Genomic DNA, 12,541 nt, shown 5'->3' with positions numbered 1-12,541 from the left:
GCGCCGGCACGGGGTTCTGCGAACGTCCGGTTTCAGGCTTCCCGCTGCGTCTTACGGCTTGTGCGGACGGGCCAGGTACTCGTGGGACTGCATCTCCAGCAGGCGACTCAGGGTGCGCTGGAATTCGAACTCCAGGCGTCCACCGGCATACAGATCCTTGAGCTCGACTTCCGCCGACAGGATCAGTTTGACATTGCGGTCGTAAAACTCGTCGACCATGTTGATGAACCGACGCGCCATGTCGTCCTTGGAGACGTCCATCCGTTCGATGTTGGCCACCAGCACTGCATCGAAGATCTTGCCCAGTTCGATGTAATCGTTCTGGCTACGCGGGCCGTCGCACAGTTCGCGGAATTCGAACCAGCCGACACCGCCCGCAGTCTTGCGCGCGACGATTTCACGGTTCTCGATCATCAGCGCTTCGTTCTCCTGCACCCGGCATTGCTCGGGCAACAGGCTGCGGAAACTCTTTTCCAGGCTCTGCTCGGCCTCGGCATCCAGCGGGAAATGGTAGAGCTCGGCCTGCTCCAGCGCGCGCAGGCGGTAATCGATCCCGCTGTCGACGTTGACGATCTCGGTGTGCTTCTTCAGCAGCTCGATGGCCGGCAGGAAGCGAGCACGCTGCAAGCCATCCTTGTACAGGCCGTCCGGGACGATGTTGGACGTGGCCACCAAGCTCACACCGTTCTTGAACAGCTCCTCGAGCAGCGTCGCCAAGATCATCGCGTCAGTGATATCCGACACGAAGAACTCGTCGAAACAGATCACTCGCGACTCGTCGGCAAACCGTTTGCCGATGATGGTCAATGGGTTCTTCTCGCCCTTTAGGGTACGCATTTCCTCATGCACACGCTTCATGAAGCGGTGGAAGTGCGTGCGGGTTTTCTGCTCGAACGGCAGGGCATCGAAGAAGGTATCGACCAGATAGGTCTTGCCGCGGCCGACACCGCCCCAGAAATACAGGCCCTTGACCGGCGCCTGTTGCTTCTTGCCGAACAGCTTGCCGAGCAGCCCGGCCTTATGCCGATCGTCGGCGACCAGATCGTCATACAGGCGCTGCAGATGACGCACGGCATTTTCCTGCGCGGCATCGTGAAAGAAATCGGGACGTTTCAGGTCTTCTTGATAGCGCTCAAGAGGGGTCATGGCGGGGTCTGGGTAGTGAAACGGGGCCGACACTTTAGCCGCGCCCTCGGTGGATGGCAATTTACGCAGGTCGTTCAAGCGCTTGAGCCTCGAGTGATGGCAGGGATCGACTGCGGTTCGCCGCCGAAGGCAGCGGCGAACGCCGCGCAGCTACACGCAGAGCGTCGCCAGTGCCTGGCGCAGGCGCAGCATGGCCGCCTCCAGCGCCTCTTCATCGGCGTAACCGGGGCTGTCGGCGATGCACTGTCCGTCCAGCCACAACGTGAATTGATCAGCTTCGTCGGCACGGAGTTCCAAGTCATCCACGCCCTGGCTGATCAGACGCTGGGTGATCCCGCCAATGGCCTTGGGATCGCTGAACGGGCGTGACAGCAACAGTTCCTCGCCATCGGCCGCGAAAAAGCGAAAACGGAAGCTGCCATCCTGCTCGCGGAAGCTGGCGAAACGGGCCGCCTTGCCGCCTTTCTTCTTGCTCGGTGCGGCGCTGGTCACTTCGCTGCGGAAATTCCGCAACCCGACCGCTTCGCGCAGTTCGCCGAGGAAAGGCGTGGCTACCTGGCGTGCCTTGGCAGCTCCCGTCTGAAGGATGTCCTCCAGCTCGCCGGGGCGCTGTATCAACGCGTGATATCGCTCGCGCGCTTCGCCCAGCTCGTTGTCGAGCAACTGGAACAGGCGCTGCTTGGCCTCTCCCCAGGCCAGCCCGTCGATCAGCTCGGCACGGAACTCGGCGAGCTGCGCTGGCGTAGCGAACGCCTGGTACAGGGTGAACAGATGGGAGTCGTCCGGATCTTTCGGCTCGCCCGGCAACTTCGAGTCGGTGACGATGCGGGCAATGGTGCTTTTCAGCGCCTTCGGCGTGGCGAACAGCGGGATGGTGTTGTCGTAGCTCTTGGACATCTTGCGCCCGTCGAGCCCCGGCAGCGTCGCCACGCCTTCCTCGATCACCGCCGACGGCAAGGTGAACAGTTCCTTGCCATTGCCGAACAGGTGGTTGAAGCGCTGACCGATGTCACGCGCCATTTCCACGTGCTGGATCTGGTCACGGCCGACCGGGACCTTGTGGGCGTTGAACATCAGAATGTCTGCCGCCATCAGTACCGGATAGCTGAACAGGCCCATGGTGACACCGGCATCCGGGTCCTCGCCCAACTCGAGGTTCTTGTCCACCGACGCTTTGTAGGCATGGGCGCGGTTGAGCAGGCCCTTGCCGGCAACGCAGGTCAGCAACCAGGTCAGCTCGGGAATTTCCGGGATGTCGGACTGGCGATAGAAGGTCACGCGCTCGGCATCCAGACCGCAGGCCAGCCAGGTGGCGGCGATTTCCAAGCGTGACTGCTGGATGCGCAACGGATCGTCACACTTGATCAGCGCATGGTAGTCGGCGAGGAAGTAGAAGGAGTCGGCATCGACTGCCCGGCTGGCCAGGATTGCCGGCCGGATCGCCCCGGCATAGTTGCCCAGATGGGGCGTGCCGGTGGTGGTGATACCGGTAAGGATTCGGGTTTTCATACGGTCATCTCGATTCAATCAGCGCAGGGACCAGCGAGCCGCGAACCACCGCACCGCCGGCGCGGGCGGCAGGTCGTGCAATCGTCGGCCGGCTAGGCCAGCCGTGGCGCCACCAGTTCTTTGAGGTCCACCAGCTTGCCGTGGAAAAAGTGGCCGCATTCTGCCACTTTCAGCAGCTCATGGGGACGGCCGAGCGCGTCGGAGAACGCATGTACCGTGGCCGGGTCGATCACTTCGTCATCATCGGGCTGAACGATGGTCAACGCGCATCGCTCCGCCAACGGCAGGCCATCCAACCGCGAAACGGCCGGCGCGATCATGAAGAGTCGCTCCAGCGACTCGCCACGCGCCTCGAGCCGGCCGGCCAGCGCCGCCGCAACGAAACCACCGAAGGAAAATCCGAGCAGCGTCAGCGGCAGCCCGGGGTGCCGGTCGCGAAGCCAGCGCAACGCGGCCTCCGCATCGTCGACTTCACCCATGTTCATGTCGTGGTCTCCGGCACTGCCACCGACGCCGCGGAAGTTGAAGCGAAGCGTGGCATACCCCGCGTCCCGCGCCGTGCGCTGCAGGGTGGAGACCACCTTGTTGAGCATGGTCCCGCCTTTGACCGGGTTGGGGTGACAGATCAATGCCAAGCCGCGCGCATCGGGCTGATCGAAATGCAGGCCTTCCAGCACGCCGGCAGGACCCTCGATGGAAATGGGATTTTCACGTTTCAACAAAGTAACTCCGTGACCTTGGGGCTCGTCGACTCGTCTTGCTTACACGCCACCTGAGGCCGCTCGCTGTGCGTCGCGGTATACAGGTATACAGGGCAGGTACGAGACGTTAACGTATCAGGCCGTGGGAAAACCACTGCCCAGGGGCGGTGCAGTACCCGGACATCAGACGCGTTCTGGCCTGAAAGCCACTCCGCCTGATCTCCCCCCATGTTTTTTCACGGCCTGCATTGCAAGCCGTTCATTTAGAGGAAGTACTCGTGGAACAGACCCTCGCGACCTGGTTGCTCCCCATCGTCGGTGTGATTGCCGGCATCGCTATCGGCTATCTGATCGCGCGAAACAGCGCACCGACCAGCACGCAGCGTCAGGTGGACGAGCTGCAGGAGCGCTTCGACACCTACCAGAGCGAAGTGGTCACCCACTTCAATACGACCGCCAGCCTGTTGCGCAAACTGACCAACAGCTATCAGGACATGCAGGATCACCTGTCCGAAGGGGCCGACAAACTCGCCCTCGACGAGCAGACCCGCCAGCGGCTACTCGCCGCGCTGCACAGCGAGGAAAGCCACAGCCACCGGGAACGCCTCAACTCACCGGCGTTCACCGAGCCGCCGAAGGACTACGCGCCCAAAGATGCCGACGTACCCGGCACGCTGCATGAAAACTTCGGCCTGAAAAGCAAGCATTGAGCGAAGCGGCGGCGCCTTGGCGCCGCCCCCACCAGAGCGTCACTGCCGTAAACGCATCGACAGATCGATCGCCCGAACATGCTTGGTCAGGGCGCCGATCGAAATGTAATCCACGCCGGTCTCGGCAATCGCCCTGAGCGACTCGTCATCGATCCCGCCCGACGCTTCCAGCTTCGCCCGCCCCGCCGTCATGGCGACCGCCGCTCGCATGTCGACGAGACTCAACTCGTCGAGCATCACCACATCGGCACCCGCCTGTAGCGCCTGCTCCAGCTCGTCAAGGTTCTCGACCTCCACTTCCACCGGCTTGCCGGGCGCAATCCGGTGAGCCGCTGCAACCGCTTCGGCAATTCCGCCGCTGGCTGCAATGTGGTTCTCCTTGATCAGGAAGGCATCGTAGAGACCGATTCGATGGTTATGGCAGCCGCCGCAGGTAACGGCGTACTTCTGCGCCAGTCGCAATCCGGGCAGGGTCTTGCGGGTGTCGAGCAATCGCACGCCCGTCCCCTCTACCAGATCGGCGTAATGCCGACAGCGCGTGGCCACTCCCGAGAGCGTCTGCAGAAAATTCAGCGCGGTACGCTCGCCGCTGAGCAGCGCCCGAGCAGGCCCCTCGAGATGAAACAGGACACGGTCTGCCGTTACCCGCTCGCCGTCGACGACCTGCCAATGCACGGCAACACGCGGATCGAGCTGCCGGAAGACTGCATCGACCCATGCCGTGCCACTGATCACGGCCGGCTCACGGGTGATGACCGCCGCATGCCCAAGCCGCTCGGCGGGGATCAGCTGCGCGGTGATGTCACCGGCCCCAACGTCCTCGCTGAGCGCTTTGCGTACGTTGGTCTCAATTTCGGCGGACAGGTCCGCTAGCGTGATGTTGGTCAAGGCGAGCTCCCTTTGAAATCGGTGGAGAGTATAAGGCGTAGCCTGGCTGACGAGCAGCCTGCCAGGCCTTTGCCAAGGGGCGTTTCGCCCGCGGCGCGGAGGACGGCTGACCGTCTGTAGGAAATACGTCCAAGTATCTGTGAGCCGTGTCATATCCAAAACAAAACCGCGCTAGGCTAACGAATAAGATGCATATAATGCCGCTAGAAATTGACGTCACCGAAATGGCGCGTCCTGTCATAAAATCTATAGGCCGTTGCTCCCGCCTCTAATCAACGGCATGCTACCTGTTCATTGAGCGCGCTTGATCAGCTAGGCGACCGGAGAGTCTCGATGCGAACCGATGGGAAAGTGGTGCACCTGAAGGCCGCCCCTGAGCAAAAGCCGACCTCGGCGGCAGGCAGACTGCCTGTCGCGCTTATCAGCGTGCGCGATAAGGCCGCCCAGCAGCTGCGATTGGCTCTGCAAACACTGTTCGACAACGCCGACGATTCGCTTTTCGAAATTGCCGATCGCGCCACCAGCAATGCCGAACAGAATGCCTTTTTCGAAGCCATGCGCGACCTGCGCATGAAGCGTCGCGGCATCGAGCGCAGTTTCCTCCAGCAGGTTTTCGAGTCTTTTGCCAAGCTCAACCAGTACGAGATCGGCCAACCCGCCCAGCCGGCGACGTCGTTCGAAAGCCTTGCGCTGGTACAGAACGACGAACTGGAAGAGTCGGTCGCGATCGACACCATGGTCGCCAAGGTATTGAGCCGCGCCAGTCAGCCGCTTAGCCACCTGACCACTCGCATGAACGTGTTGGTGAGCAGAAAGCTCGACGACAAGAACAATCCGCTGGGTCCACAGCAGCTGTGCGAATACTTCCTCGATGCCTGCCATAGCCTGGGCGTCGAAATCAAAGTCAAGCTGATCATCCTGAAGCTGTTCGAGCGCTACGTACTGACCGACCTCGAGCAACTCTACGCCGAATCGAACCAGGTACTGGTCGCAGCGGGCATCCTGCCGGAGCTGCAATCGACGCCTCCGCGCCGATCGGCCAGCCGACCAGGCGCCCAGGGCAGACCTGCGTCGCGATCCAGTGCAGGCGAACAGCCGCCGGCATATGCCGGCGACGATACCCAGGAAGCGTTCGGCACCCTGCAAGCATTGCTTTCGGAGCTGCGCGGCAGCGCGCTACCAGCCCGCAACCTGCCCAGCGATGCGGTTCCAATATCCAGCAACGACCTGATGCGACTGCTCTCTCATCTGCAGTCGCGAGCACCTCAGCAGATCGACGAATACGACCTGCAAGCCCAGCTCGAGCAACTGCTGCACCGGGTCAGCGCCAAGAGCGGCAAATCACGCGTGGTCGGTGAGGTCGACGAAGACGTCATCAACCTGGTGTCGATGCTGTTTGAATTCATTCTCGACGATCGCACCTTGCCGGACTCGCTCAAGGCACTGATCGGTCGCTTGCAGATTCCGGTGCTGAAAGTCGCGGTACTGGATAAGACCTTCTTCAGCCGAGGCAGCCACCCTGCCCGTCGCCTGCTCAACGAGATCGCCTCGGCCGCTATGGGCTGGGTTGATCAGGACGAGACTCAACGAGACAGTCTGTACCAGAAGATCGAGCAGGTCGTGTCTCGCCTGCTCAATGACTTCGTCGACGATCCGGCCATCTTTTCCGAGTTGCTGGCCGACTTCCTGGCCTTCACCGGTGACGAGCGCCGTCGTAGCGAACTGCTCGAGCAGCGTACGCGGGACGCCGAAGAGGGGCGCGCCAAGGCAGAAATGGCGCGAAAAGAAGTCGAGCATGCGCTCAATCAACGCCTGCTGGGCAAGACCCTTCCCGAAGTCGTGGTCCGGCTGCTGCAAGAAGCCTGGAGCAAGGTCCTGCTGCTGACCTGCCTCAAGCACGGCACCCAGTCGGAACAATGGCAGGCCGCGCTGGCCACCATGGATGATCTGATCTGGAGCGTGACGCCGCACGAAGCCCCTGAAGCTCGGGCCCAGCTATTGGAGCTGGTTCCCAGCCTGCTGAAAAACCTGCGCGAAGGCTTGGCCAGCGCAGCATTCGACCCCTTCTCCACCAGCGATTTCTTCACCCGGCTCGAAGCGTTGCACGTGCAGACACTGCAGCAGCTCAACCCGGTCACCCAACCGCCCTCAGCGGTACCGACCAGCGAGACAGGTTCACACGACAAGCTGTTCACCGAGCAAAAGCTGGAGCTACCGCCTCGCGATGAAGATGCCGAGCAAGCATCTTCCACCCCGCCTTCGATGGTGGAGGTCAACGAGGAGATCATTCTGCTGGCGCCTGGCGAAAGCCGCGAGCAGGAGCCTGAGATCAACCTGACCGACAACGACGAGGCACTTGTTCAGGTCGACAATCTGCGAGTCGGCAGCTGGGTGGAATTCCAGGAGGACGAGGATCACAAGCTTCGCTGCAAGCTGGCCGCCATCATCAAACCCACCGGGAAGTACATCTTCGTCAACCGGACCGGGATGAAGGTGCTGGAGAAGACCCGAACGGGGCTGGCCATCGAGTTTCGCCGCGGCGCAATCCGCCTGCTCAACGACGCGCTGCTCTTCGATCGGGCACTGGAATCGGTGATCGGCAACCTGCGCAGTCTCAAGCACAACGGGCGCTAACGCTGCCGGTCGCAGAGCGCCCCTCGCCGAGCCCCACCCCATTGATGGGGCTCAGCCTGCGTCATTTTTACTCATCAGCCACCTTCCCCAGACGCCGCTGCGCTTGGATTTTGTCACCGCACCGCTAGAATGCCTGCATTCCCTTTCGAGGTGCCTATGCCCAGCCGCCTGAATCCCGAAGACCAGAAACGCGTCGACCAATACCTCAGCGCGCCTCAGCACCAAGTCGAGCGACGGCCCTTCAAGCCTTGGCTGCTCCTTGTGCTGGTTCTGGTAGTGGTCGTTGGCCTGGGTCTGCTGAGCCGCCTCCTGAGCGGGCTGGTGACATGAGCGACGCACCCAAGCCCCTCACGCCCAACCGAATTCCGCAAAGCCTTATGAGTCCATTCAATGACACATCGCATCGTAATCGTCGGCGGCGGCGCTGGCGGCCTGGAGCTTGCCACCCGCCTGGGTAGAACCCTGGGCAAGCGCGGCCAAGCCCGCATCACGCTGATTGACGCCAACCTGACGCACATCTGGAAGCCGCTTCTGCACGAGGTGGCAGCCGGCTCGTTGAACTCGTCCGCCGACGAGCTTAACTACGTCGCACAGGCCAAATGGAACCACTTCGAGTTCCAGATGGGCCGCATGTGCGGCCTGGAGCGCGAGCGCAAATGCGTTCACCTGGCCCCATCGTTCGACGAGCACGGCATCGAACTGGTGCCCGCCCGCACGCTCGCCTACGACACCCTGGTCATCGCCGTCGGCAGTACGACCAATGATTTCGGTACCAAGGGTGCTGCAGAACACTGCATTTTTCTCGACACTCGCGAGCAGGCCGAGCGCTTTCACCGCCACTTGCTCAGCCACTACATGCGCGCACACGCCAGCGAAGGTCGCCAAGGCACCATCAACATGGCCATCGTAGGCGCCGGCGCAACAGGGGTCGAACTGGCCGCGGAACTGCACCACGCCGCCCGCGAGCTCGCCGCCTATGGTCTGGATGGCATCAAGCCGGAAGACGTCCACATCACGCTCATCGAAGCCGGCCCGCGCGTGCTGCCGGCGCTGCCGGAGCGTATCAGCCAACCAGTGCACCAGACGCTTCACAAACTGGGCGTCACCGTGCTTACCGGCGCAGCGGTCAGCGAAGTCACCGAAGACGGCTTGCACACCCAGAGCGGCGATTTCGTACCCGCGACACTGAAGGTCTGGGCGGCGGGCATCCGGGCACCAAGCTTCCTGCATGAACTCGACGGCCTGGAGACCAACCGGATCAACCAGCTGCTGGTGCTCCCTACGCTACAGACCACTCGAGATGAACACATATTCGCCTTCGGCGACTGCGCCGCCTGCCCGCAGCCAGACAGTGATCGCAACGTGCCGCCGCGAGCGCAAGCAGCCCACCAGCAAGCTTCCCTGCTCGCCAAATCGCTTTCCCGACGCCTGCGCGGCGAGAGCCTGCCGAGCTACCGTTACCGCGACTACGGCTCTCTGATCTCGTTGTCGAGCTTCTCGGCAGTGGGCAATCTAATGGGCAACCTCACCGGCAGCGTCATGCTGGAAGGCTGGCTGGCAAGGATGTTCTATGTGTCGCTCTATCGAATGCACCAGATTGCGCTGTATGGCTTCGCCCGCACCGGACTGATGATGATCGGCGACAAACTGAGCACCAGCACCGTGCCCCGCCTCAAGCTTCACTGACGGCGCGGCCGTGGCAGCGCCTCCCGAAGGCCGGGAGGCGCTGAGCGAAATGACCCGCCGGCAGACCCAGCACAAACGACAGGCAACAAAAAACCGGAAGATCCGCTCGGAATCTTCCGGTTTCTGTAGCCTGATTCAGGCAGTTTGGTGGGTCGTGTAGGATTCGAACCTACGACCAATTGGTTAAAAGCCAACTGCTCTACCAACTGAGCTAACGACCCAAAATTGGTCGGGGTAGGGGGATTCGAACTCCCGACATCCTGCTCCCAAAGCAGGCGCGCTACCGGACTGCGCTATACCCCGATTGGAAATTTGGCTCCGCGACCAGGACTCGAACCTGGGACCCAATGATTAACAGTCATTTGCTCTACCGACTGAGCTATCGCGGAACTATCACTTCCAGCTCCTCGGATGGCTTGCCGTACCGCCTTGCAAACCCCCCTCAGAGGCGCGCCATTTTACGGTTCTCGGCGCGCCTGTCAACAGAAAAAATGCGATTTACTACAACACGTTGCGAGCGACACCGAAGCGCCGGCAGAGCCGCCCCTCAGGAACGACTCCGCCGGCCCCGTTCAGGCTTGGCGAAATGTATTTCGTCGCCCTCCACCTTGCCGACGATCGAAGAGCCGGGCTCGAATGCGCCGGACAGTATGTTTTGCGCCAGCGGATTCTCGATCCAGCGTTGAATGGCTCGCTTCAGCGGCCGCGCACCGTAGACCGGGTCGTAGCCCACCGCAACCAGCTTATCCATCGCCTCGTCGCTGAGTTCCAGGCTTAGATCGCGCTCTGCCAGGCGCTGCCGCAGACGACCCAGCTGGATCTGGGCAATACCTGCAATCTGCTCGCGAGCCAGCGGATCGAAGACCACCACTTCGTCGATCCGGTTGATGAACTCGGGCCGGAAGTGGCTGCTCACCGCATCCATGACAGCCGCTCTCTGCGCATCGGGGTCGCCTACCAGCTCCTGAATCTGGGTCGAGCCCAGGTTCGAGGTCATGACGATCACGGTGTTGCGGAAGTCCACGGTCCGCCCGTGACTGTCGGTCAGCCGACCGTCCTCGAGCACTTGCAGGAGGATGTTGAAGACGTCCGAGTGGGCTTTTTCGACCTCATCCAGCAACACGACCGAGTATGGTTTGCGACGCACGGCCTCCGTCAGGTAGCCGCCCTCCTCGTATCCCACGTAGCCCGGCGGTGCACCGATCAGACGGGCCACCGAGTGTTTTTCCATGAACTCGGACATGTCGATGCGGATCATCGCCTCCTCCGTATCGAAGAGGAACTCGGCCAGCGCCTTGCACAGCTCGGTCTTGCCCACGCCCGTCGGGCCGAGAAACAGGAAGGAGCCACTGGGACGGTTTGGATCAGCCAATCCCGCACGCGAGCGACGCACCGCATTGGCGACGGAAACCACTGCGTCGTGCTGGCCGATCACGCGTTGGTGAAGCAGATCTTCCATTTTCAGCAGCTTCTCGCGCTCGCCTTCGAGCATCTTCGAGACCGGGATGCCGGTCCATTTCGACACGACTTCGGCGATCTCCTCGTCAGTCACGCGGTTGCGCAAAAGCTGATTTTCGGTCTTGCCGTGCTGGTCGACCATCTGCAGGCTGCGTTCCAAATCAGGAATGACGCCGTACTGCAACTCGGCCATACGCGACAGATCGCCCTTGCGCCGCGCGGCCTCCAGGTCGGCCTTGGCCTGCTCGATCTTCTGTTGCATCTGCGCAGAGCCCTGCACCTCGGCCTTCTCGGATTTCCAGATCTCTTCGAGATCGGCATATTCGCGCTCGAGCTTGACGATCTCCTCGTCGAGCTTGGCCAGCCGCTTCTTGGTCGCTTCGTCGTCCTCGTTCTTCAGCGCCTCCCGCTCGATCTTCAGCTGAATCAGGCGCCGATCAAGGCGGTCCAGCTCCTCCGGCTTGGAGTCGATCTCCATGCGGATACGGCTCGCCGCTTCGTCGATCAGGTCGATCGCCTTGTCCGGAAGCTGGCGGTCCGTGATGTAGCGATGCGACAGTTTGGCGGCTGCGATGATCGCGCCGTCCGTGATGCTGACCCCGTGGTGCACCTCGTAGCGCTCCTTGAGGCCACGCAGGATGGCGATGGTGTCCTCTTCGCTCGGCTCATCGACCTGTACGCGCTGGAAGCGACGCTCGAGGGCGGCATCCTTTTCGATGTACTGGCGATATTCGTCGAGCGTGGTGGCGCCGACGCAGTGCAGCTCGCCGCGAGCCAGGGCAGGCTTGAGCATATTGCCAGCATCCATGGCGCCCTCGGCCTTGCCGGCGCCGACCATGGTGTGCAACTCGTCGATGAACAGAATCACCCGACCTTCCTGCTTCGACAGCTCGTTGAGCACCGCCTTCAGGCGCTCCTCGAACTCGCCACGGAACTTGGCCCCGGCGATCAGCGCGCCCATGTCCAGCGCCAGCAGCCGCTTGTCCTTGAGCCCGTCGGGCACTTCGCCGTTGACGATACGCTGCGCCAGCCCTTCGACAATCGCGGTCTTGCCGACGCCGGGTTCACCAATCAACACCGGGTTGTTCTTGGTGCGCCGCTGCAGCACCTGGATGGTGCGCCGAATCTCGTCATCGCGGCCGATCACCGGGTCGAGCTTGCCGTCCTCGGCGCGCTTGGTCATGTCGACGGTGTACTTGTCCAGCGCCTGGCGCGATTCCTCGGCGTTGGGATCGTTGACCGCATTGCCTCCGCGCAGGTTGCTGATGGCGTTCTCCAGCGCCTTCTTGCTCACGCCCTGCGCCAGCAAGAGCTTGCCCAGGCGGGTGTTGCTGTCCAGCGCTGCGAGCAGCACCAGCTCGCTGGAGATATACTGATCGCCTTTCTGCTGCGCCAGGCGGTCGGCCTGATTGAGCAGGCGCGCCAGATCTTGCGACATGTTCATGTCGCCCGTCGGGTTCTGCAGCTTCGGCAGCTGATCGAGTTCCTTGGTCAACGCCTGGCGCAGGCCATTGATATCGAAACCGACTTGCATCAGCAGCGGCCGAATCGATCCGCCCTGCTGGTCGAGCAACGCCTGCATCAGATGCAACGGCTCGATGGACGGGTGGTCGAGACCGACCGCAATGGACTGAGCGTCGGAAAGCGCAAGCTGCAGTTTGCTGGTCAAACGATCGATACGCATGTAATCACCTTTCTGGTTAGGCAGGCCGGCGCACTCAATCGCACCTCGACAAAAGCCTGCGAGATGGAAGTTAGATAAGGTTGATTGTTGGAGATTCAAGCCAGGTGGCATTGATCCTGGTCAGC

The 12,541-nt window shown here is 61.9% G+C and carries 9 protein-coding genes and 3 tRNA genes; 4 read left to right on the top strand and 8 right to left on the bottom strand.

The genetic code is table 11. The features are described 5' to 3' along the window. Positions 1 to 51 precede the first annotated feature (51 nt). From zapE to KVO92_RS14875, 3 genes are all read right to left on the bottom strand, one after another. Entirely contained in the window at positions 52 to 1,146 is a 1,095-nt protein-coding gene (zapE, locus tag KVO92_RS14885) for a cell division protein ZapE (RefSeq protein WP_217476334.1), read from the bottom strand. 150 nt (positions 1,147 to 1,296) lie between these two features. Continuing rightward, positions 1,297 to 2,655: a tryptophan--tRNA ligase gene (locus tag KVO92_RS14880; protein ID WP_217476333.1), complete on the bottom strand. Its 1,359-nt coding sequence runs from the start codon at positions 2,653 to 2,655 to the stop codon at positions 1,297 to 1,299. Positions 2,656 to 2,747: 92 nt separating this feature from the next. Next, entirely contained in the window at positions 2,748 to 3,377 is a 630-nt protein-coding gene (locus KVO92_RS14875; RefSeq protein WP_217476332.1) for an alpha/beta hydrolase, read from the bottom strand. 257 nt (positions 3,378 to 3,634) lie between these two features. On the opposite strand from KVO92_RS14875, the gene KVO92_RS14870 reads away from it, so the two are divergent. Further along, positions 3,635 to 4,066 (top strand): YhcB family protein, encoded by a 432-nt coding sequence (locus tag KVO92_RS14870; RefSeq protein WP_217476331.1) that lies wholly within the window; start codon positions 3,635 to 3,637, stop codon positions 4,064 to 4,066. A gap of 39 nt (positions 4,067 to 4,105) precedes the next feature. On the opposite strand, the gene nadC is transcribed toward KVO92_RS14870, so the two are convergent. Then, positions 4,106 to 4,954 (bottom strand): carboxylating nicotinate-nucleotide diphosphorylase, encoded by an 849-nt coding sequence (gene nadC / locus KVO92_RS14865; protein WP_217476330.1) that lies wholly within the window; start codon positions 4,952 to 4,954, stop codon positions 4,106 to 4,108. Positions 4,955 to 5,287: 333 nt separating this feature from the next. Here nadC and KVO92_RS14860 point away from each other — a divergent pair, with 333 nt between their 5' ends. From KVO92_RS14860 to KVO92_RS14850, 3 genes are all read left to right on the top strand, one after another. Continuing rightward, positions 5,288 to 7,588, top strand: coding sequence for a DUF1631 domain-containing protein (locus KVO92_RS14860; protein ID WP_217476329.1), 2,301 nt, complete (start codon positions 5,288 to 5,290; stop codon positions 7,586 to 7,588). Positions 7,589 to 7,744: 156 nt separating this feature from the next. Continuing rightward, a complete protein-coding gene (locus KVO92_RS14855) occupies positions 7,745 to 7,918 on the top strand; it encodes a DUF3094 family protein (RefSeq protein WP_217476328.1) in 174 nt (57 codons plus the stop codon). A gap of 60 nt (positions 7,919 to 7,978) precedes the next feature. Next, positions 7,979 to 9,274 (top strand): NAD(P)/FAD-dependent oxidoreductase, encoded by a 1,296-nt coding sequence (locus tag KVO92_RS14850; RefSeq protein WP_217476327.1) that lies wholly within the window; start codon positions 7,979 to 7,981, stop codon positions 9,272 to 9,274. A gap of 145 nt (positions 9,275 to 9,419) precedes the next feature. Here the strand turns inward: KVO92_RS14850 and KVO92_RS14845 are convergent. The 4 genes from KVO92_RS14845 to clpB all read right to left on the bottom strand — a co-directional run bounded on the left by KVO92_RS14845 (position 9,420) and on the right by clpB (position 12,416). After that, a tRNA-Lys gene (locus tag KVO92_RS14845) sits at positions 9,420 to 9,495 on the bottom strand. Positions 9,496 to 9,500: 5 nt separating this feature from the next. Beyond that, positions 9,501 to 9,577, bottom strand: a tRNA-Pro gene (locus KVO92_RS14840). A gap of 10 nt (positions 9,578 to 9,587) precedes the next feature. After that, positions 9,588 to 9,663 (bottom strand) — tRNA-Asn (locus KVO92_RS14835). 158 nt (positions 9,664 to 9,821) lie between these two features. Continuing rightward, positions 9,822 to 12,416 carry an ATP-dependent chaperone ClpB gene (gene clpB, locus KVO92_RS14830; protein WP_217476326.1) on the bottom strand — a complete coding sequence of 865 codons (2,595 nt, stop codon included), beginning with the start codon at positions 12,414 to 12,416 and terminating at the stop codon, positions 9,822 to 9,824. Positions 12,417 to 12,541: the final 125 nt, after the last annotated feature.

This window comes from Stutzerimonas stutzeri (assembly GCF_019090095.1).
Taxonomy (GTDB): domain Bacteria; phylum Pseudomonadota; class Gammaproteobacteria; order Pseudomonadales; family Pseudomonadaceae; genus Stutzerimonas; species Stutzerimonas stutzeri_AN.
Note: the sequence above shows the minus strand (reverse complement) of the source record. Positions and strands in the feature narration are given on the sequence as shown.